Raw genomic sequence first — 22,074 nt, 5'->3', positions numbered from 1 at the left:
GCAGCGAGGCCTTGAACAAGAACTCGGGGCTTGCGACAGGCTATTTCCTGTCCACCGCCCCCAGAACCTGTCGACACCACCCGCTCCTGCCACGGCGCTGCGCACCGGATGGCGCTCTCCCTGGGTGGGCGCATCAGACGATCTCCCGGCCTTCGGGTTGGATGGGGCAGAGCGGGCGGGCTTCGCAGCGGCTGCAGCCGTCGTTGCGTTTGGCAATGAATTCTTCGGAGCGGACCATCGCCTCGGCGTCTTCGACCGCCTCGTCGAGCCAGGTCTTGCCGTCGTCGCCGGCCTCGAGCGGACCCTGGTGCTGCACCTTCGGGAAGCCGCTGTCGTCGTGGCGGAGCTGGACGAGCTCAGCGCCGCCCGCGACCGGGTCCTCGCCGAGATCCTTCAGCTGCCGGGACGCGATCGCGCGCTGGTAGATCGCGAGCTGCACGTGCCGCGCCAGCGCAGGCTTGGTCGGCATCGAACGGCCGGTCTTCAGGTCGACCACCCGGATCGTCCCCTCACCGTCCTGCTCGATCCGGTCCATCCGCCCCTTCACCCGCACCGCCGGCTTGTCCGTGTCCGGCAGCAGTACGTCGAAGTCCACCTCGGTGCCCACCAGCGTCCGATCCGGCCGCCCCTGGTGCCAGGCGACGAACCGCCGCAGCGCGTCCTCCGCCTCGACCCGCTCCCGGTCCGAGATCCAGGTCGACTCGAAGTCGAGCTGCGTCCACACTTTGTCGAGCCAGCCGGTCAGCTCGTCCACCGACGGCGGCAGCGTCCCGGTCGCGACCGCATCCGCCAGCGTGTGCAACACCATGCCGAACCCGATCGCCGACGTACTGGGTGTCTCTCCACCCGCACGCCGCTGCAGGAACCACCGCAGCGGACAGTCGACGATCGTCGTCAGCGCACTCCCCGACAACGGCACCGGCAGATCCGGATCCGCGATCGGCCGCTCTGACCGGGTCCGCTCCCGCACTCCCCACCACCGGGACGGATCAGCCGTCGGCACCAACGAGTACTCCCGTTCGTCCACGGCGTCGGCCAGCAACGCCAGCCGATCCGCCGCGACCCGCTTCAGCGCCGGCGACGAGGAGGGATCCGACAGCACGCAGCGCAGATCGGCGACCAGACCGTGGAGCGACAGCGGCCGCCGCGGCCGTCCCGCGACCAGTTTCAAAGGAATGTCGAGCTCGGCAAGAAATCTGGAGGGCTGGTCCCCGTCCGCCTCGGGTGCCTGGACCGCCGTCACGATCAACCGCTCCCGAGCCCGCGTGATCGCGACGTAGAACAACCGTCTCTCCTCGGCCAGCAACGCACCGGCCGACAACGGATCGATGAGCCCATCAGGGCCGAGCCGATCCGGCTCCAGCAATGAACCGCGCCGCCGCAGATCCGGCCACTGTCCTTCCTGCACACTCGCAACAACGACGAGCCGCCACTGCAGGCCCTTCGACCGGTGCGCAGTCATCAGCTGTACGCCGGCCTCGCGGTACGTCGCGTCGAATCGGTTGTCGCCCGCGATGTCCAGGGATTCGAGCTCCGACAGGAACGCCGACACGCCCTTGAACCCGACCTGCTCCTCGGCCCGGCTCGCCGCGTCGAACAAGGCACACAGGGAATCCAGATCCCGGTTCGCCGCGCGCGCCGGCTCCCCACCTGAGTTGGCCTGACCGCGCAGCCGCCGCAACCACGGTGACTCCGACCACAGCGACCACATCACCTCGTCCGGCGCGGCGCCGGCGGTCACGATGTTTCTTGCCTTGAGCAACCTCTCCCCCAGCGCGACGAACCGGGCCTCGGCCGGCGACGCCTCCTGGTCGAGGAGCAGCGGGTTCATCAGGGCCTCGCGCAGCAACTCGTCCGACGACTGCGGCAACCGCTGGCCGCCCGCGGCCTCCCGGTCCCGCCGCCGCAACACCCGCGCCAGCCGCCGCAACTGCCCCGCATCCATCGCGCCCAGCGGCGACAACGCCAACGCCCGTACGACGTCGACCGTCAACGTCGACGGGTCCGCGACCGCACGCAACGCCAGCAGCATCGGACGTACGGCGGGCTCCCGGGACAACGGGAGCTCGTCACCGGCCACGTCGACCGGGATCCCCGCGGCCGCGAGCGCGCGACGCAGCGGTGGGATCGACCGACTGCCGGACCGGACCAGCACCGCCATCTCGTGCCAGCCGACTCCGTCCTGGACATGCGCCCGCCGCAGCAGGTCGGCGATGTGCTCGAGCTCGGCGCCGCTGGTCGAGTACAGGTTCGCCTCGACTTTGCCGGCACCGTAGACACAGGCGCTCGCATCCGGGTTCCGGAAGCGATCGAACGTGTCGCGGTCCAGGGTCCCCGGAACGCCGAGCCGGCTGACGACATTGCGAGACACGCGCTGCAGCGTCGTACCGAACCGGCGCGTCGTGCCGAGCGCGATCTGGGCCGCCTCAGCGCCCTCCGCCGTACGGAACTCGTCCGTGAAGCGCAGCAGACCGCGAACGTCGGCGCCGCGGAAGGTGTAGATGGACTGATCCGGGTCGCCGACAACGACCAGGTCGCGGCCATCGCCGGCGATCGCCTGGAGCAGCTTGGTCTGGCCGGGGTCGGTGTCCTGGTACTCGTCGACGAACACGGCCTTGAACTCGGTGCGGAGCTTGGCCTGGACCTGCGGCTGCTGGGCCAGGATCACCGCGCGGTGGATGAGCTCGGAGTAGTCCAGCACCTGCTCGTGGTCGAGGATCTGCAGGTACTCCTCGAAGAAGTCGCCGACCGCGACCCACTCGGCCCGCTCCGCCGACTGGCCGATCGCGGACAGGTCCTCCGGGTCCAGTCCGAGCTGCCGTGCCTTGCCGATCACGGCCTGCACCTCGTCGGTGAACCCGCGGGTCTTCAGCGCCGGATGCAGACTGCTCGGCCACCGCACCGCGCCGACCTCACGACTGCCGGACAGTGCCTCGGTCAGCCGCAGCGACTGCTCCGGTCCGGAAGGAAGCCGCAGTGGTACGTCGAACGCGTCGGCCGGGGTGAAGCGTCGCAGCAACGCGTAGCAGAAGGAATGGAACGTCATCGACGGCATCACTCGCGTGGTCCGCCCGAGCCGTCCGGTGATCCTGTCTCTCAGCTCGGTCGCGGCCTTGCGGCCGAACGTGAGCACGAGCACTTCGTCCGGTCTCAGGCCGCGATTGCGGACCCGGTCGACGACGGCCTCGACGAGAGTCGTCGTCTTCCCGGTCCCCGGGCCGGCCAGCACCAGCAGAGGTCCGCTGGGGTGGTCCACCACCGCCTGCTGATCAGCATCCAGAACAGGGGCTTCAGCACTCCGGCCCGCGGCCCGGATCAACCGATACCGGGACCCCTGTCTCCTGACCATCGCACCATCCCAGCAGACCCCGCCGACAAATCCTCACGCCCACCCCGAGCGCTCGTCGAATAGCCGGAAAGCGGACGCGCCAACTTTCCGCGCACCCCAGGCATCAACAAGACACCGGCGGCGCGAAGGCTCGGGGCGGAGCAGTCGCGCCGCCGGCATCTAGTGCCCTGCGTCGGAGGGCACTAGTGCTCGGGATCCCAGCGAACGTCGCGCAGGTTCACCCGGCCGTTGGTCACCCGGACGCCGTCGGACCGCAGGTTGTGCAATTGCTCGTCGCCGACCTCATCAGCAGGCACACCGGAAGCACGAATCACCCGCCACCACGGCACACTCCCGCCGTACTCCCGCATGATCGCCCCGACCTGCCGAGGCCCACCCTGCCCGACGTACTCCGCGATGTCCCCGTACGTCGCAACGCTGCCGGGCGGAATCGACTCCACTGCCCGCAACACCGCCTCGACGTACTCCTCCCTGTCCACGAAGCCCAACCTAGCGGGCAGAGCGGACAGTTCAGGCCAGCGGGGCGACCGCCTTCGCGAGCGGCTCGAGGACGGACGGCGGCGCGTCCAGCGGGAGGTTCAGGACGACCATGTCGACGCCCGCCTCGCCGTACGCCGCCGCGGCCGCGACCGCGCTGTCGAGAGGCTCGTCGGGATCGATCCGGACGTTGACCGAGCAGGTGATTTCGTTGACGTCGCGACCGACGTCCTCGCAGTGCTTGACGAGGATGTCCTTGAGGGGCTTCCACTCCTCCGGGTTCGCGACGATGACGTTCCAGTGCTGGGCCCAGCGGGCGACCGCGCGCAGGGTGCGCTTCGGGCCCTTGCCACCGATGGCGATCGGCGGGTGCGGGGTCTGCACGGCCTTCGGCTCGCAGTACGCGTCGGTGAGCTTCACGTACTTGCCGTCGAAGTTCGCGACCTTCTCGGTGAGCAGTGCGACGATCGCCTGCATGCCCTCGTCGAACCGGTCGAAGCGCTCCTTCAACCCGTAGAGCTCGATGCCGTACGCCGTGGTCTCCATCTCGTTCCAGCCCGCACCGAGGCCGAGTTCGAGCCGGCCGCCGGAGATGATGTCGGTGGTCGCGGCCATGTTCGCCGTGACGGCGGGATGCCGGTAGATCATGCCGTTCACCTGGCAACCGATCCGGATCCGCTTCGTCGCCTGTGCCAGTGCGGCGAGCGTGGTCCAGGCCTCGAGGTTCGGGCCCGCCATGTCACCGGTCAGCGGGTAGAAGTGGTCCCAGTGCCAGGCCGACTCGAAGATCTCGAACTCGTCCGCGGCGATCCACACGTCCCGCAGCTGCTGCCACGTGGTGTGCTCCGGCCTGGTCTTGATCGCAAACCGCATTCCCGGCCTCCCTAGGTAACCGTTTCCCAGATGGGACACTACCCCGCGATCGCACCGGCCAGCACGCGCCGAAGCCGCACGGTGGGGCTAGTCGAGACCGAGTCTCGCGCGCACCTCGGGCCGGCGCAGTGGCGGCACGGTCTGCGGTGGGTTGCGGCGCTCGGGCATCTCCGCCAGCAACTGCTGGGTGATCTTGGCGACCTCGGTCGCGGCCCGCTCGATCGGACCACGGGTGGTCGAGCTCAGCGAGCCGACGCCGGACACCTTGCGCGCGTACTGGAGTGCCGCCGCGTAGATCTCCTCAGAGGTCGCGGCCGGCTCGAGTCCCCGGAGGACGGTGATGTTTCTGCACATGCCAAGACAGTAGTCGGCCGCAGGGACAAACCAACGGAATTCCTATGGGGCATTGACTTCCCTAATGGTCGTAGGTTTTCCTCAGCATATGAGCACAGCTGGTCTGGACCGCCGTACCCGCCGCCGTCAGGCGACCATCGAGGAGATCCTGGACGTCGCCATCGAACTGATGGAGGCGGAGGGTGTCGCGGCGCTCAGCCTGTCCGCGGTGGCCCGCCGGCTCGGCATGCAACCGCCGTCGCTCTACCAGTACTTCCCGTCCAAGATGGCGATCTACGACGCCCTCTACCAGCGCGGCAACGAGTTGCTGCGCGACGCCTACCGGTCCGCGCGGCTGACCGCGGACAGCGATGACCAACTCGAGCTCAACCTGATCGTGGCGACCGCGTTCTGCCGCTGGTGCTTGGAGCACCAGGTGTACGCGCAGCTGATGTTCTGGCGCACGATCCCCGGCTTCGAGCCGAGCCCGGAGGCCTACGCGCCGGCCCTGGAATCGATCCAGGACCTCCGCGGCCATCTGCAGGCCACGGTCGACGCCGGGCACCTGCACCCGGACGCGGCGAGCGAGGAGGGGATCGCTCTCCAGACGTCGATGATGGCCGGCCTGATCTCGCAGCAGATCGCGAACGAGCCGCACGCCTCGTTCGAGGACGGACGCTTCATCCGGCTGCTGCCGACCGTCCTCGAGATGTTCTACCAACACTATTCACCAGCCCGGGGGAAAGCATGAGCGCACTACTCGCGGAGCAGATCGGACGCGCCGATCGGCCGCGGTGCAAGGTCCACCGGGACGCCGAGATCCAGGTGTGGCACGACCTGCTGGCGTCGATCGAGGGGAGCGACTGGCAGCGCCGTACGGTGTGCGACAAGTGGGACGTCGCGGACATCGCCGGGCACCTGATCGGCTATGTGCACGACATCCTGCTGGCGCGGGATCTGTGGATGGATCGCGACGACGTGTGCCAGGCGCTCGGGCGGTCCTTCGACGCCGGACCGTATGCCGAGGAGATCGTCGGACAGGTGATGTACGACGTGGTCGACGGACCGTTCTGGGGTCACCGGCCGACCGTCGTACTGGAATTCACGGGCCAGGGAGGTGGGACGTACCGGCTCGGGAGGGATGAGCCGGTCGGCCGCGCCGCCGTGGACGCCGTCGGCTACATGCGAACGCTGTCGGGCCGCGGCGACGCACCTGTGGTCTCAGGTGACGCCGCCGCGGTCGACGCGGTCAGTTCGTGCCGGGTGCCGTTCTAGTCCCCTGCACTTAGTACGACGGCTGGCTCGGGTCGATCTGGTCGACCCAGGCAACCACTCCGCCACCGACGTGGACGGCGTCGGAGAAGCCGGCGCCCTTCGCGATCGCGAGCACCTCGGCGGACCGGACGCCGGATTTGCAGTGGAACACCAACTGCTTGTCCTGCGGCAGCTTCTCCAGCGCCACACCGGTCTGGAAGTCCGCCTTCGGGATCAGCACCGAGCCCGGGATCTTGTTGATCTCGTACTCGTTCGGCTCGCGGACGTCGATCAGGACGAAGTCCTTCTCGCCGTTGTCCTTGAGCTTGATCCACTCGCTCAACTGCTTCACCGAGATGGTCGAGCCGACGGCCGCGTCGGCCGCCTCCTCGGTCAGGGCGCCGCAGAAGCTCTCGTAGTCGATCAGCTCGGTGACGGTCGGGTTCTCACCGCAGATGGCGCAGTTCGGGTCCTTGCGGACCTTCAGCGAACGCCAGTTGAGGTCGAGCGCCTCGTAGATGTTCAGCCGGCCGAGCGACGGGTCGCCGATACCGGTGAGCAGCTTGATCGCCTCGGTGACCTGGGCCGCGCCGACGGACGCGCAGAGCACGCCGAGTACGCCGCCTTCCGCGCAGGACGGGACCATGCCGGGGGGCGGCGGCTCCGGGTACAGGCAGCGGTAGCACGGGCCGTGCTCGGCCCAGAACACGCTGATCTGGCCGTCGAAGCGGAAGATCGAACCCCAGACGTACGGCTTGCCGAGCAGCACCGCGGCGTCGTTCACCAGGTAGCGGGTGGCGAAGTTGTCGGTGCCGTCGACGATCAGGTCGTACTGCTCGAAGATCTCGAAGACGTTGTCGTTGTCCAGCCGGGTCTCGTGCAGGACGACGTTCGTGTTCGGGTTGGTCTCGAGAATCGACTCCTTGGCCGACTGGGCCTTGGACCTGCCGACGTCGGACTGGCCGTGGATGATCTGGCGCTGCAGGTTCGACTCGTCGACGGTGTCGAACTCGACGATGCCGAGGGTGCCGACGCCGGCCGCGGCCAGGTAGAGCAGCGCCGGGCTGCCCAGGCCGCCGGCGCCGATGACCAGCACCTTGGAGTTCTTCAGCCGCTTCTGTCCGGCCATCCCGACCTCGGGGATGATCAGGTGCCGCGAATACCGGCGCACCTCGTCGATGGTCAGCTCGTCGGCCGGTTCGACCAGCGGTGGCAGTGACACGTGTCGGCTCCTCGTGAAGATGTCGGACGGGATCTCCGGTTTTCAACCATCCGTCCCACCTCCATGTTCCCGCACAACCAAACCCACCCCCGCCCAAGTCCGAATCCCGGACCCTCCGTCTCGCTCTGACGACTACGAGCCACGGGTCCGGCAATCACCGGTAGAGGGCCTGAGATGAGTTCGCCGGTCCGGGCGCCCCCAGGGCGCCCGGACCGGCTGCTCTCCTAGTCGTTGTCGGTGATCGTGGCCTGCAGCGTCTTCGGGAGCTTGACCTCAGCCCCGTCGACCGCCCCGACGACAACGGAGAACATCTCGCCCGGCTCCTTCACTGTGTCGTCGACGAGGGTCACCGAGACCTCACCGGCCGTCTTCCCAGGCTCCACATACCCGTCCAGCGAGCGGTTCGCCGGGTCGGACCCGTCGTCGTACGCCCCCTTGTAGTCCTTCCGGAGTACCGCCGTCCCGTCCTTCAGTTCACCGAAGATGTTGACGATCTTGTCGCTCGGCGCGGACAGCTTGACCGGGAACTTCACCTCCCCGGCCTTCTCGGACGCCTGCGCGTTCCCGAGCGTGAGCGTCGGCGTCGGGTCGTCGTCGATCACCAGACCGTGGCCGAACGACTGGTCCAGCAGCCCGTCCCGCGGCACCGACAGCACCAGGTCGAACGGCAGGTCGTAGCTGTCCCAGGCGTTCGAGCGGATCGGCACGCTCACCTTCTGCCGGACCTGCCCCGGCTTGAACACCAGCTTCCGCGTCGCATCCCCCACGGTCTCGCCCAGCTCACCGCTCGTCTCGGCGTACACGGTCACGGGCCGGGTGCTCGGCCGCGACATCGTCACCCAGAAGTCCGCCGAGTTGGTGCCCTTGTCCCCCTCCTTGACCTTCACGTTCGACGCCGACAGCTTCGGCAGCAGGACAGCCGGCGCCGACAACCCCACACCGGGTGACGCGAACGCCAGATCGCTCACGTACGCCGACCCACGCGCCACCCGGTCCGTCCGCAACTCCACGGCCCGTACGTCGCGCAGGTCCACACCCTTGAGCGACCCGACCGGGATACGCACGGTCCGCAGCAGGTTCTTCGGCAGTCCGTTCGCGTTACTCCCCGGCATCCGCACCAGCGCGTCGCTCACAGTGGACACCGGTACGACGGCCGCCCGTCCGTGCCCGTCGACGACCCGGACAGTCAGATCAGTCTTCGGCGTACCAGCCGGGTCTGGTGCTGCCCGGAACGACAACGCGGCAAAGCGCCGTACGTCGCGCTGCCAGGCGGGCAGGTTGAGCCGCAGCACGCCGTCGGTCCCGGTCCACGTCAGTTTGGTGACCGCAGTGCTCGGTGTCCTGGCCGCAAACCACGCAGTACTCCAATGCGGCGTGTTGCCGAAGTCAGCAGTGGACATGCAGGTCGGAATCGCCGCGCCGGCAGCAGCCCGAGCAAGACCGGTGTTCAACTCCTCAACACCCGCACACACTGTCGCGGACGCCTTCCCACTGACCGCTCCGGCAGGCAGCGGCTGGTCCAACCGATTCACATCGCGCCGCGACGCCAGTGGCGCCTGAGCCACAACCCGTACGACGGCCCTCCCTGCCGAGGCAGCCCGGGAGTCGGACCCATCCAGGAGCGGCAAGAACTGCGTCTCATGCCCCAGTTGCAACCGGAAGAACCCCGCGATGTACGCCGTACCGACCGCCTGCTGCTCCTTGGCCGTCAGCCGACCGGCGTACTTCGCACCGCACGGCGACTCCTTCTCCTCACCGAACCAGTCGTCGCCCGACGGCGCCTCGGACTGGTCCGGAGTCCACTCGGTGTTGAAGAAGTTGTGGTTCGCACCGAGCACCGTGATCGTCGACCGCGGCGCGGTGTCGCCGGTGACGGAGTAACGCGTGTCGTCGTAGAACTTCTGCCCTTGCAGGTCGGACACATCGCCGTCGCAGTACGGCAGCACCACACTCATCGCGACGCCCGGCACGGTTGTCCGGGCGAAGTCGGTCGGTGCGAGCGGCAGGACCGCGCGGATCCCGTACTGGCCGCCGCGGTCGGCGTTCAGGACCGCGGCCCGCGCGACGCCGTCGCCGCCACGGGAGTGACCCATCAGGCCGACGTTGCGCAGGTCGATCCTGCCGACGAACTTGCGGCCGAACGGTCCGCCGCCGAGCGTCGACCACTTCTTCCACAGCGCCAGATGATCAAGTATCAACTCGGCCCGCGCCTGCGCACCGGCGTCGTAGGCCGCACCGTCCCACGCGTTGATCGCGTTCGCGCTGATCGACACGACCTGGTAGCCGTTGCCGGCCAGCGCCGTCGCGGGACCGTCGTACCCGCGGTAACTCGGCACCGGCTTCAGGCCTGCGGAGCACGGCCAGGGCTTGGCCTCAGGCTCCTCGCCGTCGCCGTAGCAGACCTGGTGCCGACCGTGCAGGAAGATCACCAACGGCCGCGGTCCGACGGCACCGCGCGGCGTGTAGACCTTGCCGCGAATCTCCGATCGTTGCCCGAGGCCCGGAAGGAACACCGCCTCGTCACCGAGGTCGTACTCCGACGTCTCGACCTGATACTTGCCGACGGCACCGGGATCGTCCGTCAGCTCGGGCCCGCGCCGCGCCTTCAGCCAGTCGGCGTCGGTCGGGCCGGCGGCCTGGCTCCGCTCCTGGCCCTTGCCGGCTTCCTTGCCGAGGTCACCCGACCAGATCAGCCGTACGTCGTGTGCCTTCAGCACAGCCGGGTTCGTGGTGATCAACGTCAGAGTGCGCTGATCCGGCGACTGCTTCGCCGCCCCCAGCGGCACGCCGTTGACGGCCAGCAACGGCAGCGACGCGCGCATCGGCGCCGGCGCGTCCAGCCGGAGCGTGAGCTGATAGCCGGACGCGACCGGCTTCACTTCCCAGTTGTTGCCTTGAGCAAGCGACGGCGGCGCTTGCGGTGTGGCGGATGCCGGCAGTGCCGGCAGGACCCCCACCCCCAGTAGTGCGACCATCCCCAGCGACAGGCTCTTTCTGAATCTGCCGACAACCCGCACAGTGGTCCTCTCGTTCGACGAACCTTCGATGTCGGTCCGACTTCGTGGGCGAGAGGAAAGTTGACCTGACCGGGTGCTCAGCCGCGTCTCAGTCCTGCGACAGCTTCGACTCGATCAGCCGCACCCCGCCCAGGCTCGACGGCTGAGGATCAGGCGATCAGTTGGCGGAACGCCCGGGCGACCTGGTCCGGGTGCTCCATCTGCGCGACGTGGCCGGACTTCGGCAGGTAGAGCAGCCGGGCGTTGCGGAACGCGCGCTGGGCCTTGGTCCGGATCCGCGCGTCGACCAGCCTGTCCTTCCCGCCGTAGATCAGCAGCACCGGGCAGTCCAGCTTCGCCGCGTCCGCCCACAGCGACCGGCGCGGCATCGCTACCGACGACCGCAGGATGCTCCGGGCGCCGTCGACCGTTGCCTGCCGCACCCACGGGTCCCCGTCGCGCCGCCGCAGTTCCGCCTCGTACGCCGCCCGTACCTCGGGCGCGAGCGACCGCGGATCGCCGAACACCAGCGCCATCGACGCCTCGAACCGCCGGTCGAACGGCAACCGCCGGGTCCGTTCCAGTACGGCGGGACCCAGCCGGGGAGTAGCGATCGCGGCGAACCACAGCGCGCTCGCCGACATCCGCGGATGCGGGAGCGCGGGCGAGATCAGGGTGAGTGACGCGACCAGGTCGGGTCGCCGCCCGGCCATGGCGACCGCCGTCGCGCCACCCATCGAGTTCCCGAACAGGTGCAGCGGCCGGTCGAAGTCACGCTCCACCAGCTCGATCATCAGGTCGGCCTGCTCGTAGATCCCGGCGGCGCCGGACAGCGGCGTACGTCCGAAGCCGGGGAGGTCGGGTGCGACGCCGCGGACGGTGTCGTTGAGCATCAGGCCCAGAGCGGTCCAGTTCAGCGAGGAGCCGTTCAGACCGTGCACGAACAGCGCGGGCGGCAGATCCGGCGCCGTGTCCGGCACGTCCCGCACAAGCAGATCCGCGCCTCCGACCGACACCTGCCGCGTCGGCCACTCCCGTACTTCCAGCGGGCCCTCAGCCCCGGTTACTCCCGCGTAACTCTCCACCTGACCCATGGTAGGACCCTTCAGCCGAGAGACTCTCCCGCATGACGCAGTACCAGCCCGGGCCGCCTGCCCCACCCCGCAAGAAGCACACGGTCCGTAACACGGTCCTGATCGCGCTCGGCGTACCCGTCGCGGCGTACCTGGCCCTGCAGTTGGTCCTGGTCGGCGCGGTCGTCGTGGCCGAGACCGACGCCGATCGCCTGGTCCCGTTCAAGCAGCACGAGGTCCAGTACAAGGTGTCGGGCGAGAGCCGATCGGCGTTCGTCGTCTACAAGAAGCCGGGCGATCCACCCGGAACGCTCAGCACCACCGAGATCAGGTCGGCCTGGAGCAGCGAGACGTACACCTATCGGGTCGATCCGCCGCTCCTGACGATGAGTGCGAGCAACCGGGACGGGGAGACCGGTGAGATCTCGTGTGAGATCTGGCTGGACGGCGAGCAGGTCGCGTCCGGGAGCGCGTCCGGCCCGGAGGCCCACACCGACTGCTCCCTGAATCAGTAGAGCGGTTCGCCCGTTAGGACGCCGCAGAGGTGGAGACTGGGAGGCATGGCAGCCGCGCCGCAGCAACTGACGACCGAGGTCGACGGGCAGACGATGAAGCTCACCAACCTCGGCAAGGTGCTCTACCCGCAGACCGGCTTCACCAAGGCCGAGGTGATCGACTACTACCACCAGGTCGCCGAGCTGCTGCTCCCGCACCTGTCCGACCGTCCACTCACCCGCAAGCGCTGGCCCGACGGCACAGGGGCGCAGTACTTCTTCGAGAAGAACGCACCGCGCGGTACGCCGGCCTGGGTGCGGACAGTGACCCTGCCGACGCCCGGCAGCTCGACCGGCCGGGACGAGGCCGACTTCGTGGTCGCCGACGACATCCAGACCGTGGTGTGGCTGGCGAACCTGGCCGCGCTCGAGCTGCACATCCCGCAGTGGCGGATCGGTCTGTCTGACGTCGGCAAGGACCCGCAGGCCGACCTGATCGTGTTCGACCTCGACCCGGGGCCGGGAGCGAGCATCGTCGAGTGCTGCGACGTGGCGCTGGCGCTGCGCGAACTGCTGGGCCACTACGGGCTGGAGGGGTGGCCGAAGACGTCCGGCAACAAGGGCATGCATCTGTACGTCCCGATCGAGCCGGCGTCGTCCCGGAGTACGAGCGCCTTCGCCAAGCTCCTGGCCGAGCAACTGGCCGAGGCGCTCCCGGAGAACGTCACCGCGAACATGACCAAGGCACTGCGTCCTGGCAAGGTCTTCATCGACTGGAGCCAGAACGCCAGCGCCAAAACCACACTGGCGCCGTACTCCCTGCGCGGAGCCGAAGAGCCGCGGGTGTCCACCCCGATCGACTGGGACGAGGTGGCCTCGGCAACCGACGCGGAGGAGCTCCGCTTCCTGCCGCACGAGGTACTGGCCCGGATCGAGGAGTACGGCGACGTCCTCGAGGGCCTGTACGACGACCCGCGGCCGCTACCGTCGATCCCGTCGTAACTGTCCGTCACCGCGCGAAGAGGAGCAGTCGCATGACCAGTGAGACCGAATACGAGGGTCCCGGCTTCGGCAGCGTCCCCGACGACGCTCCGGAGGCCGATGTCCTCGAGCAGCGGGAGGACTCCACCGAGGTGGACGACTTCACTCCGGACGACGACGTACCCAGCGAGGCCGACCCCGTCGACGTGGAGGAGCAGCGCCGCGAGGTGGGCGACTCCGGCGAGGACGACTATCGGTGACCGCTACCACGATGGAACGCAGACCGGCGGGGAAGCTACTGGCCGGGAGGACTGCTGGGTAGGATTCGGAGAACGACCCGGCGGTCGAGCCCGTGCTGCCGGTGCCGCACCATCGAAGGAGCCGACGTGTCGACGACACCCGAGACCGCGCCGAAGCGTGGCAGCCGCCTGCCGCGGCTGGCCCGCCGCGCGCAACTGCTCGAGGCGGCGCAGGAGGTCTTCGTCGCGAACGGCTACCACGCCGCCGCGATGGACGACATCGCCGACCGCGCCGGCGTCTCCAAGCCGGTCCTCTACCAGCACTTCCCCGGCAAGCTCGAGCTGTACCTGGCCCTGCTGGACAGCTCCTGCGACGCGATCATCGCCTCCGTCCGGGACGCGCTGAAGTCGACCGAGGACAACAAGCTACGAGTGGCCGCCACCATGCACGCGTTCTACGAGTACGTGGCGAACGCGCAGGGTGCCTTCCGGCTGGTGTTCGAGTCGGACCTGACCAACGAGACAGCGGTCCGGGAGCGGGTCGACCGGGTCACGCACACGTGCGCCGAGGCGGTGTCCGAGGTGATCAGCGCCGACGCCGGCCTGAACCGCGAACAGTCGATGGTGCTGGCCGTCAGCCTGGTCGGCATGGCCCAGGTCAGTGCCCGCTACTGGCTGGCCTCCGACGACCCGACACTGGCCCAGCAGCAGGCGGCCGACCTGGTCGCCTCACTGGCCTGGCGCGGCATCCGCGGTTTCCCCCGCACCGACTCCTGACCAGCGCCGCCGCGGTACGACGTACCAAGGTTCTGCTCTGGGCGGACGGGTGAGAGCTGGCGGTCGGTAGCGGATAGGCTCGAACCGTCACCGGCGAGAGCCGCCGGTCGGATCGTGCCCGGAGGGTTTCGTGGAGGTCAAGATCGGCGTACAGCACGCCAATCGTGAGTTGGTGCTCGAGAGCGAGCAGAGCCCGGACGAGGTCCAGGAGGCGGTCGCGGCGGCGCTCAGCGGCAAGGCCAACCTGCTGCAGCTCACAGACGACAAGGGCCGCCGGGTGATCATCCCGGCCGACCGGCTGGCGTACGTCGAGATCGGCGAGGTGTCGATTCGCAAGGTCGGGTTCGGCGCGATCTGATCGCGGTCCGGACACAGTCGCGCGTGTCCCGGTTGCGGACTGCGACCCAGGGGGCACGATGGCAGTAAGACCTGCGTTGCAGTGGTCTGGTAGCACGGGGCGCCAGGCCGGAGCGCGGGTCAGCCATCCCTCATAAGGAGGAACCGTGTACTGGGTCTGGATGCTCATCGTCAGTCTCATCGCGGGCATCATCTTCGGGCCGCTGGCCCGGCTGGTGCTCCCCGGCAAGCAGAACATCAGCCTCGGCTGGACCATTCTGGGAGGCGGCATCGGCGCCTTCATCGGCGGTCTGATCGCGAAAGCGTTCGGAGTCAAGGACACCCCCGGCCTGGACTGGACGCAGTACCTGATCCAGATCATCTGCGCCATGATCGTCGTCGGCGCCATCGCCGGCTACCAGAGCAGATCGAAAACCTCAGCCTGACGACCTCACCTCAGCGGCCGCCACCCCGACCCGGGGCAGGCGGCCGCTCTGCGTTCACCCTCGCCCACCGTCTCGTGGGTAGACCCACGAGACGGTGGGTTCGCCAACCGCCTGCGCCGTGCCAACCCACCATCTGATGGGTCAGCCCATCAGAGGCGACGGCGACGCGGGCAGGCAGAGGGTGGTGGTGGCAGAGGGTCAGGCCTGGAGGCCGAGTGCGGTCATGCGGGCGGTGTGCGCCTCGGTGAGGCGGGTGAACATCCGGCCGATCGCGGCCAGGTCCAGTCCGGGCCGGTCGACGCTGCCGGCCAGCAGTGCGGCCAGCGAGTCCCGGTCAGCGGCGATCCGCTGCGCCTGGCTGAGCGCCTCACCGACGAGCCGGCGGCCCCACAGCGCCAGCCGGCCACCCAGCTTCGGGTCCTCCTCGATCGCGGCCCGGACCCGGTCCACCACGAACTCGGCCTGCCCGGAGTCGGCGAACACCTCGAGCACCAGGGCCCGCGTCTCCGCATCCACGAACGACGCGATCTCGCGGTAGAAGTCGTTGGCCAGACCGTCCCCGACGTACGCCTTGACCAGGCCCTCCAGCCAGTCCGACGGCGCGGTGTGGTCGTGGAACGCGTCCAGCGGCGTCACGAACGGCCGCATCGCTTCCATCGGGTCCACGCCGAGCGCGACCAGCCGGTCCCGCAACTGCCGGAAGTGCCCGAACTCGGTCGTCGCCAGCGCCGCCAGCTCCGCCTTGTCGTTCAGGGTCGGTGCCAGTTTCGCGTCCTCGGCGATCCGCTCGAACGCGGTCAGCTCGCCGTACGCGAGAACTCCCAGCAGATCCACCGCCGCGGCCCGGTAGGCGGGATCATCAAAGGCCGTCTGCTCCATGCCCGGCACCCTATCTGTCCACCGGCGGGAGTGGCGCAAACCACACGAAGCGGCGTTGACAGCTCATGCGGTTACACTGGTGGGCGATTCGCCGGTGACGCGCCCAGATGGGCGAGCTGGTGCGAGGTGCTTGCACAGTGTCCCCGCGCCTCACAGACGAGGTTGACAAACCTCTGGCGCCCGGCCACAGAGCACCTGTCCGTATCAAGCATGTTGAGAGGCGATCAGCCTGACCACCTTCCGAGAGCTCGGGGTCTTACCCGAGATCTGTGACGCGCTCGATCGCGTCAACATCGTCGAGCCGTTTCCGATCCAGGAAATGACGCTCCCGGTAGCCCTGATGGGTACTGACCTGATCGGTCAGGCCCGGACCGGCACCGGCAAGACGCTGGGTTTCGGCATTCCGTTGCTGCAGCGCACCATCTCCCCCGGCGAAGCCGACTACGAGGAACTGGCCGCCCCCGGGAAGCCGCAGGCACTGGTCGTCACCCCGACCCGTGAGCTGACCATCCAGGTCGCCAAGGACCTCACGACCGCGTCCACCGTGCGTACGGTGCGGGTCCTGACCATCTACGGCGGAGTCGCGTACGAGCCGCAGCTGGACGCACTGAAGAAGGGCGTCGACGTCGTCGTCGGTACGCCGGGACGCCTGCTGGACCTGGCGAACCGCGGCGTGCTCGACCTCGGCCACATCAAGGTCCTGGTCCTCGACGAGGCCGACGAGATGCTCGACCTCGGCTTCCTGCCCGATGTGGAACGCATTCTGCGCAAGACTCCCGAGCTGCGGCAGACGATGTTGTTCTCGGCAACGATGCCGTCGGCCGTGATCGCGCTGGCCCGCACCCACATGCGGCACCCGCTGAACATCCGCGCCGAGTCGCACGAAGACACCGAGATGGTGCCGACGACCGCGCAGTTCGTCTACCGGGCGCACGACCTGGACAAGCCCGAGGTGGTGGCGCGGATCCTGCAGGCCGAGGACCGCGGCCGGGTGATGATCTTCTGCCGGACCAAGCGGGAGGCGTCCCGCCTCACCGACGATCTGCAGGACCGCGGGTTCAAGGCGGCCGCGATCCACGGCGACCTGAACCAGCAGGCCCGCGAACGAGCGCTGACCCGGTTCCGCGGCGACAAGATCGACGTACTGATCTGCACCGACGTCGCGGCCCGTGGCATCGACGTCGAGGGCGTCACGCACGTCATCAACAACACCTGCCCCGAGGACGAGAAGGCCTACATCCACCGGATCGGCCGGACCGGCCGGGCGGGTGCGAGCGGTATCGCGGTGACGTTCGTCGACTGGCCGGACGTGACCCGCTGGAAGACCATCAACAAGGCGCTCGACCTGCCGTACGACGAGCCGCAGGAGATCTACTCGACGTCGCCGGAGCTGTACCACGACCTGGGCATCCCGACCGATGCGAAGGGCCGGATCAAGCCGGCCAAGGAGCAGCGCGACGAGAAGCCGGCCCGGGAGCCGCGCCGCAGCGAGGACCGCACCGAGGAAGGCGAGCGTCCGGCAGCCCGGAAGCGGAACCGGACCCGCAAGCGCACTCGCTCCGGGCAGCCGCTCGAGGAGGGCGCCGACGTCACCGCCAAGACCGAGGTCCCGCCCTCCACGGAATCCGCGACGGAGGCCACCGAGGCTCCGGCCGAGCGGAAGCCGCGCAAGCGGGCCCGCACTCGCAAGACCGCGGAGAAGCCTGCCGAGAAGTCCGTTCAGACGGCTGCTCCCGAGCCTGCCGCCGCCGAGCCTGCCGCTGCCGAGCCTGCCGAGCCTGCCGCGCCTGCCGAGAAGGCTGCGCCGGAGCCGGGCACGAGCCCGACCGTCCCCCTGTTCACCGCTCCGGAGTGACCTGCCCGTCGCCCGACCGTGGCTGAACAGTGACCTCACCCTGCAACACCCGGCCTCTCGTGGACCGTCCTAGGACGGAAACCACGAGAGAGGGGCTGGGTGATGAGGCGGATCAGGGGTGCCGTGGTCGGAATGGCGGCGCTGGGGGTCGTGTTGCTGGCGGGTTGCGGGGGCAACAGCAACGAAAGCACCGCTGAAGGGGTGTCCGGTCCCGCGCAGCGGCAGGATGGCGGCAGCGGCGCATCCGCGGGCGACAGCGGCAAAGTCGCGGAGGGCGAGTCCAGCAACGTCGCGCCCAAGGCCCAGGGGCAGCCGCAGGCGCAGCCGAGCGTGACCCGGGCGATCATCAAGACGGGCTCGCTCACGGTCGAGGCCGACGACGTGAACGGTCAACGGCAGAAGGCGATCACCGTGGTCACCGCACTGCGTGGCCAGGTCGCGTCCGAGGACACCGGCAGCAATGCCGACGGCAAGATCACCCAGGCGAACCTGGTGCTCAAGGTTCCTACCGCGTCGTACGAGACCGCGATCCAGCGCCTGTCCGACCTCGGCAAGCGGGTGCAGATCCACCAGGAGTCCGCCGACGTCACCGAGCAGGTGGTCGACGTGGAGAGCCGCATCAACTCCCAGCGCGCGAGCCTCGATCGGATGCGAACCCTGCTCGCGAAGGCGAACACGATCGGCGAGATCGTCTCGGTCGAGACCGAGCTGACCCGGCGTGAGGCCGACCTGGAGTCCCTGCTGGCCAAGCAGAAGAATCTCTCCCTCCAGACCGAGCTCGCCACGCTCACGCTGACCCTGACCGAGAAGGGCAAGCCTCCCGTCGCGGAGGACCCGGATCGCGGCTTCCTGGCCGGGCTGAAGGGCGGCTGGAACGCGTTCGTCGCGACCTTCTCCGCACTGGCGACCGCACTCGGCGCGGTTCTCCCGTTCGTGGTGCTGTTCGCGCTGATCGGCGTACCGCTGTGGCGGAACCGGCACCGTCTGCGCCGTCAGCCTGCCCTTCCGCAGACTCCGGACGGCGGGCAGTAGGTCAGAGCAGCGCGCCGGCCAGAGCCCGGTAGGCCTTGGCACCGGCCGAGGCCGGCGCGGTGCTGAGCACGGTCTCCCCGATCGCCGGCGCCTCCGCGAACCGGATCGACTTCGGGATCGACGGCTGCAGCACGTCCAGCGAGTACGTGTCCGCGATCGTCTCCAGCACCGCCCGGGCATGCGTCGTGCGGCCGTCGTACAGCGTCGGCAGCACGCCGAGCACGTGCAGGCCCGGGTTGGTCAACCGCTGTACGTCGTGAATCGTGTCAAGTAGTTGCCCTACGCCACGATGCGCCAGAGTCTCGCACTGCAAGGGAATCAGGACCTCGGACGCCGCCGACAACCCGTTCACGGTCAGCAGCCCCAGGGTCGGCGGGCAGTCGACAATGATCCAGTCGTACGACGCCCGCAGTGGGCGCAAGGCGGTCCGCAGCATCTGCTCCGGGCTGGTCTCCTGCGCAATCCGCACCTCCGCGGTGGCCAGCTCGATCGTGGCGGGCAGCAGGTCCGCTCCGTCCCCGAGCTTGACCAACACGTCCCGCGCTCTCACGCCGCCGAGCAGGACCTGGTAGATCGACGTGTCCAGGTCCTCGGGGTCGATACCGACCGAGAACGTCAGGCACGCCTGCGGGTCCAGATCCACGAGCAGCACCCGTTGACCCAGCTCCGTCAGGGCAGCGCCGAGCGTCGCGACGGTGGTCGTCTTGGCCACGCCGCCTTTCTGGTTGGCAACAGCCATGGTGCGAGGCACCCGGCCATTGTGCCGTACCGGCGACTACCCTCTTGACTTGTGAGTACGCCGCGCACGTTGACGCTGCCCGACGGGGTCCACCCCGCGACCCTCGACACCGACCGGGGTTCCTTCGCCACGCTCATGGCAGTGCCGAAGTACGGTACACCGCTCGGCACCGTGCTGCTCGTGCCAGGGTGGACCGGCAGCAAGGAGGACTTCACTCCACTGGTCGACCACCTGTGCCGGTACGGATGGCGCACGGTGGCGGTCGACCAGCGTGGTCAGTACGAGACCCCGGGGCCTACCGAGCGGTCGGCGTACACGCTGGAGGAATTCGGCGCCGACGTGGTGGCGATGAGCAAGGCGCTCGGCGGGTACAGCCAGTTGGTCGGGCATTCGTTCGGCGGACTGGTTGCGCGGGAGGCCGTGCTGACCGATCCGTCGGTGTTCTCGACCATCACGCTGCTGTGCTCGGGTCCGGCGGCGTTCACGGACGAGTCGAAGGTTCAGGGCCTGCAGATGCTCGCGTTCGGGCTGGACAACCTGCCGATCGAGCAGGTGTACGACCTGAAGCTGGAGCACGACAGCTTGGTGCCCGGGTACGTGACGCCGCCGGACGAGATCGCGGCGTTCCTCCGCAAGCGGTTCACCAGCAACAACCCGGCCGGCCTCGCCGAGATCACTCGCCGCCTGATGGACGCCGACGACAAGACCGACCGGCTGGCCAAGACCGGCGTCCGCACGCAGGTCGCGTACGGCGCCTCCGACGACGGCTGGCCGATCACGGTCCAGGCCGACGTGGCGGAGCGGCTCGGCATTCAAGCCCAGATCATCCCCGACGCCGGCCACTCTCCGGCCATCGAGCAGCCCGCCGCGACGGCCCGGCTCCTGGTCGACTTCTTCCACGACCAGACCTTCATCGACTGACGCCGGTCGTTCCTGGCTGCGCGGTCACGCGACTGGTTGCACCGCCGGCTTGACCGTCAGCAGGTTGAGGCCGACCGGCGTGAGCGCGGTCTTCACTGCCTCGGTGTAGACCAGGACCTCGACCTCGGCGCGGCCACCGCCCGGAGACGATGCGGACGCGGTCTGGATGCCGAGCTCCTGCTTCGCCGTGAGGTTGGTCAGGGTCTGGTAGATGCGGTTGACGTCGCCGCGGCTGAGCAGGGCCCTGGACACGCAGAGGTTGCCGTCGAACACCTTGTCCAGGGAGGTCCGGAACGCCCCCAGATCCCCGTGCGCGACGCCGACCTGCACGACGACCGGCTTGCTCCGGCCGTGACCGGCCGGGTACTGGATGAGCGGCTCAGAGATCTGGGAGCTGTGCGCGTCGAGGAAGGCCAGGACCGCGGGCGCGTTGAGGTTGTTCGGCTTCGACACCCAGCCGCCCTGCGGGGCCTTGCACGGCAGCGGCGGGATCTGCGGTGCGGGCGGTGCGACGAACGCCTTCTGCTCCTGGACGTCGATGGATCGGTTGCCCCAGATCCCGATCAGGGTCGCGGTCCCCTGGCGTACGTTCTTGACCGTCCGCGCATCGCCGAGCCGGTCGAGGTCGACACCTTTGAGCTTGACGGCGATGGTGGCCGGGCAGCTGGGAGCGGGCTCCTGACCGGGCGGATAACCCACCAGATCCGTCGGGTGCGACGGGCAGAACACAGGCTCCTGACCTGGTACGGCGATCACCTCGCCGCTGACCTGGACCTTGTCACCGGCGCGGACCAGCAGCTTGTCGTTCACCGGATCCGGTTGGGTGGCACCGGGCATCGGCGTGGCCGCCTGGTTGCCTTGGGCAAAGGCTTGCTGGGTGTCACCGGTTGCGGGCGGGACGGCGGCCGGGTCCTGGCCGCCGTCCGGGAGGACGGTGAGCGCGGCAGCGGCGATCGCCGCGACGCTCGCGGCGGCCAGCGCCGGTACCCAGCGACGGGGACGGCGGCGACCGCCGAGAATATGGTCCAAGTCTGGTTCGGGGGCCGACGGCTGGTCCGCGCGCCACCGCGCACCGGCCCGCGTCAGCAGGTCGTCGACCTCGTCGGTCGGGTTCATTCGCTGACCTCCAGCAGGGCGCGCAGGCGGGACCGCGCATCGGACAGGGTGGACTTGACGGTGCCTTCGGAGCAGCCCATCACCGCGGCCGTGTCGACGATCGACAGGTCGGCGAAGTAGTAGCAGTCCACTGCGAGGCGCTGTCGTGCCGACAACGAGGTGAGCGCGTGGTCCACGTCCACCCGGGCATCCAGGTCCGGCCGCGACACCGGCCGGTCGTGCTCGTCGAACTCCCCGGCCGGCCGCAACCGCCGCGCCGCCTTCCGGGCCTGGTCCGCGGTGATCGCGAGCAGCCACGCCGACGGCGTACCCCGGCTCGCGTCGTACAGACTCCGCTTCGCCCACGCCCGCGCCAGTGCGTCCTGCACGATGTCGTCCCGGTCGGCCCCCACCGCGAGCCGCCCCGCCAGCCGGGCCATCGCAGGCAGATGCGGGCGCACCCACTCGACGAACCCAGCCCCGTCCGCCGGCGGACCCACCACCACAGCAGGCTCATCCGTCATCGTCGGCATACCCTGTCTACCCCCGAATCCCACTTCCGGTTGGGTCCCTACCCGCAGTTCAACGACCCCACTACCCCCAAGTCACACCCCACCCCACTTCGTAACCTCCCCGAGTTATCCACAAGTCTCCCGAACCCACCCCACGATCGCTCCCCGCCCGACTACGGTCAACGAACCAT

At 69.0% G+C, this 22,074-nt stretch carries 22 protein-coding genes; 11 read left to right on the top strand and 11 right to left on the bottom strand.

The annotated features are described in order from the left end of the window. Positions 1 to 133: 133 nt before the first annotated feature. The 4 genes from OG817_RS02615 to OG817_RS02600 form a co-directional block, all read right to left on the bottom strand. Positions 134 to 3,256 (bottom strand): ATP-dependent helicase, encoded by a 3,123-nt coding sequence (locus OG817_RS02615; protein ID WP_406051871.1) that lies wholly within the window; start codon positions 3,254 to 3,256, stop codon positions 134 to 136. 275 nt (positions 3,257 to 3,531) lie between these two features. Continuing rightward, a complete protein-coding gene (locus tag OG817_RS02610; RefSeq protein WP_396397305.1) occupies positions 3,532 to 3,828 on the bottom strand; it encodes an MGMT family protein in 297 nt (98 codons plus the stop codon). Between the two features lie 31 nt (positions 3,829 to 3,859). Then, the gene (locus OG817_RS02605; protein ID WP_406051870.1) at positions 3,860 to 4,699 is read right to left on the bottom strand and encodes a TIGR03560 family F420-dependent LLM class oxidoreductase; all 840 of its coding nucleotides are present in this window, start codon (positions 4,697 to 4,699) and stop codon (positions 3,860 to 3,862) included. Positions 4,700 to 4,786: 87 nt separating this feature from the next. Beyond that, positions 4,787 to 5,053 (bottom strand): DUF2277 domain-containing protein, encoded by a 267-nt coding sequence (locus OG817_RS02600; RefSeq protein ID WP_131516337.1) that lies wholly within the window; start codon positions 5,051 to 5,053, stop codon positions 4,787 to 4,789. Between the two features lie 88 nt (positions 5,054 to 5,141). On the opposite strand from OG817_RS02600, the gene OG817_RS02595 reads away from it, so the two are divergent. Further along, positions 5,142 to 5,783 carry a TetR/AcrR family transcriptional regulator gene (locus OG817_RS02595; RefSeq protein ID WP_406051869.1) on the top strand — a complete coding sequence of 214 codons (642 nt, stop codon included), beginning with the start codon at positions 5,142 to 5,144 and terminating at the stop codon, positions 5,781 to 5,783. Then, positions 5,780 to 6,307, top strand: coding sequence for a maleylpyruvate isomerase N-terminal domain-containing protein (locus OG817_RS02590; RefSeq protein WP_406051868.1), 528 nt, complete (start codon positions 5,780 to 5,782; stop codon positions 6,305 to 6,307). The genes OG817_RS02595 and OG817_RS02590 overlap by 4 nt, the downstream gene beginning before the upstream one ends. Before the next feature lie 10 nt (positions 6,308 to 6,317). Here OG817_RS02590 and moeZ read toward each other — a convergent pair whose 3' ends face one another. The 3 genes from moeZ to OG817_RS02575 all read right to left on the bottom strand — a co-directional run bounded on the left by moeZ (position 6,318) and on the right by OG817_RS02575 (position 11,589). Next, on the bottom strand, positions 6,318 to 7,508 hold the full coding sequence (gene moeZ / locus OG817_RS02585) for an adenylyltransferase/sulfurtransferase MoeZ (protein WP_406051866.1): 1,191 nt from the start codon (positions 7,506 to 7,508) through the stop codon (positions 6,318 to 6,320). A 224-nt stretch (positions 7,509 to 7,732) separates the two neighbouring features. Next, complete coding sequence (locus OG817_RS02580; protein WP_406051864.1) at positions 7,733 to 10,483, bottom strand: Calx-beta domain-containing protein; 2,751 nt, start codon at positions 10,481 to 10,483, stop codon at positions 7,733 to 7,735. Positions 10,484 to 10,674: 191 nt separating this feature from the next. Beyond that, on the bottom strand, positions 10,675 to 11,589 hold the full coding sequence (locus OG817_RS02575) for an alpha/beta fold hydrolase (protein WP_406051863.1): 915 nt from the start codon (positions 11,587 to 11,589) through the stop codon (positions 10,675 to 10,677). Between the two features lie 41 nt (positions 11,590 to 11,630). Between OG817_RS02575 and OG817_RS02570 the strand changes: the two genes are divergently transcribed. The 6 genes from OG817_RS02570 (at position 11,631) to OG817_RS02545 (ending at position 14,850) form a co-directional block, all read left to right on the top strand. Further along, positions 11,631 to 12,092, top strand: a complete 462-nt coding sequence (locus OG817_RS02570) for a hypothetical protein (RefSeq protein WP_406051862.1) — start codon at positions 11,631 to 11,633, stop codon at positions 12,090 to 12,092. A 45-nt stretch (positions 12,093 to 12,137) separates the two neighbouring features. Further along, positions 12,138 to 13,073, top strand: coding sequence for a non-homologous end-joining DNA ligase (ligD, locus tag OG817_RS02565; RefSeq protein WP_396397291.1), 936 nt, complete (start codon positions 12,138 to 12,140; stop codon positions 13,071 to 13,073). Positions 13,074 to 13,105: 32 nt separating this feature from the next. Next, positions 13,106 to 13,312, top strand: a complete 207-nt coding sequence (locus tag OG817_RS02560) for a hypothetical protein (RefSeq protein ID WP_406051860.1) — start codon at positions 13,106 to 13,108, stop codon at positions 13,310 to 13,312. A 126-nt stretch (positions 13,313 to 13,438) separates the two neighbouring features. Further along, positions 13,439 to 14,068 (top strand): TetR/AcrR family transcriptional regulator, encoded by a 630-nt coding sequence (locus tag OG817_RS02555; RefSeq protein WP_360451145.1) that lies wholly within the window; start codon positions 13,439 to 13,441, stop codon positions 14,066 to 14,068. Positions 14,069 to 14,198: 130 nt separating this feature from the next. Further along, complete coding sequence (locus OG817_RS02550; RefSeq protein WP_360451142.1) at positions 14,199 to 14,426, top strand: DUF3107 domain-containing protein; 228 nt, start codon at positions 14,199 to 14,201, stop codon at positions 14,424 to 14,426. A 145-nt stretch (positions 14,427 to 14,571) separates the two neighbouring features. Continuing rightward, a complete protein-coding gene (locus tag OG817_RS02545; RefSeq protein ID WP_406051859.1) occupies positions 14,572 to 14,850 on the top strand; it encodes a GlsB/YeaQ/YmgE family stress response membrane protein in 279 nt (92 codons plus the stop codon). A gap of 198 nt (positions 14,851 to 15,048) precedes the next feature. Here the strand turns inward: OG817_RS02545 and OG817_RS02540 are convergent, their stop codons facing one another. After that, positions 15,049 to 15,729 (bottom strand): ferritin-like fold-containing protein, encoded by a 681-nt coding sequence (locus OG817_RS02540; protein WP_131358941.1) that lies wholly within the window; start codon positions 15,727 to 15,729, stop codon positions 15,049 to 15,051. A 319-nt stretch (positions 15,730 to 16,048) separates the two neighbouring features. Between OG817_RS02540 and OG817_RS02535 the strand changes: the two genes are divergently transcribed. After that, positions 16,049 to 17,584, top strand: coding sequence for a DEAD/DEAH box helicase (locus tag OG817_RS02535; RefSeq protein ID WP_406051857.1), 1,536 nt, complete (start codon positions 16,049 to 16,051; stop codon positions 17,582 to 17,584). Positions 17,585 to 17,686: 102 nt separating this feature from the next. Continuing rightward, positions 17,687 to 18,616: a DUF4349 domain-containing protein gene (locus OG817_RS02530; RefSeq protein ID WP_406051855.1), complete on the top strand. Its 930-nt coding sequence runs from the start codon at positions 17,687 to 17,689 to the stop codon at positions 18,614 to 18,616. A 1-nt stretch (position 18,617) separates the two neighbouring features. Here OG817_RS02530 and OG817_RS02525 read toward each other — a convergent pair whose 3' ends face one another. After that, positions 18,618 to 19,367, bottom strand: coding sequence for a ParA family protein (locus OG817_RS02525; protein ID WP_396397284.1), 750 nt, complete (start codon positions 19,365 to 19,367; stop codon positions 18,618 to 18,620). Positions 19,368 to 19,406: 39 nt separating this feature from the next. Here OG817_RS02525 and OG817_RS02520 point away from each other — a divergent pair, with 39 nt between their 5' ends. After that, positions 19,407 to 20,276, top strand: a complete 870-nt coding sequence (locus OG817_RS02520; protein ID WP_406051854.1) for an alpha/beta fold hydrolase — start codon at positions 19,407 to 19,409, stop codon at positions 20,274 to 20,276. Positions 20,277 to 20,300: 24 nt separating this feature from the next. Here the strand turns inward: OG817_RS02520 and OG817_RS02515 are convergent, their stop codons facing one another. Continuing rightward, the gene (locus OG817_RS02515) at positions 20,301 to 21,392 is read right to left on the bottom strand and encodes a hypothetical protein (protein ID WP_406051853.1); all 1,092 of its coding nucleotides are present in this window, start codon (positions 21,390 to 21,392) and stop codon (positions 20,301 to 20,303) included. Continuing rightward, on the bottom strand, positions 21,389 to 21,895 hold the full coding sequence (locus OG817_RS02510; RefSeq protein ID WP_406051852.1) for an RNA polymerase sigma factor: 507 nt from the start codon (positions 21,893 to 21,895) through the stop codon (positions 21,389 to 21,391). The genes OG817_RS02515 and OG817_RS02510 overlap by 4 nt, the downstream gene beginning before the upstream one ends. Positions 21,896 to 22,074 lie beyond the last annotated feature (179 nt).

Origin of the sequence: Kribbella sp. NBC_00889, assembly GCF_045207705.1 — a bacterium.
Classification (GTDB): Bacteria; Actinomycetota; Actinomycetes; order Propionibacteriales; family Kribbellaceae; genus Kribbella.
Note: the sequence above shows the minus strand (reverse complement) of the source record. Positions and strands in the feature narration are given on the sequence as shown.

Coding starts and splice junctions, on each gene's coding strand:
- OG817_RS02590 (WP_406051868.1), top strand. CDS start 5,780: ATGAGCGCACTACTCGCGGAGCAGATCGGACGCGCCGATCGGCCGCGG.
- OG817_RS02595 (WP_406051869.1), top strand. CDS start 5,142: ATGAGCACAGCTGGTCTGGACCGCCGTACCCGCCGCCGTCAGGCGACC.
- OG817_RS02535 (WP_406051857.1), top strand. CDS start 16,049: ATGACGCTCCCGGTAGCCCTGATGGGTACTGACCTGATCGGTCAGGCC.
- OG817_RS02540 (WP_131358941.1), bottom strand. CDS start 15,729: ATGGAGCAGACGGCCTTTGATGATCCCGCCTACCGGGCCGCGGCGGTG.
- OG817_RS02560 (WP_406051860.1), top strand. CDS start 13,106: ATGACCAGTGAGACCGAATACGAGGGTCCCGGCTTCGGCAGCGTCCCC.
- OG817_RS02570 (WP_406051862.1), top strand. CDS start 11,631: ATGACGCAGTACCAGCCCGGGCCGCCTGCCCCACCCCGCAAGAAGCAC.
- OG817_RS02600 (WP_131516337.1), bottom strand. CDS start 5,053: ATGTGCAGAAACATCACCGTCCTCCGGGGACTCGAGCCGGCCGCGACC.
- OG817_RS02580 (WP_406051864.1), bottom strand. CDS start 10,483: ATGGTCGCACTACTGGGGGTGGGGGTCCTGCCGGCACTGCCGGCATCC.
- OG817_RS02530 (WP_406051855.1), top strand. CDS start 17,687: ATGAGGCGGATCAGGGGTGCCGTGGTCGGAATGGCGGCGCTGGGGGTC.
- OG817_RS02605 (WP_406051870.1), bottom strand. CDS start 4,699: ATGCGGTTTGCGATCAAGACCAGGCCGGAGCACACCACGTGGCAGCAG.
- ligD (WP_396397291.1), top strand. CDS start 12,138: ATGGCAGCCGCGCCGCAGCAACTGACGACCGAGGTCGACGGGCAGACG.
- OG817_RS02515 (WP_406051853.1), bottom strand. CDS start 21,392: ATGAACCCGACCGACGAGGTCGACGACCTGCTGACGCGGGCCGGTGCG.
- OG817_RS02510 (WP_406051852.1), bottom strand. CDS start 21,895: ATGACGGATGAGCCTGCTGTGGTGGTGGGTCCGCCGGCGGACGGGGCT.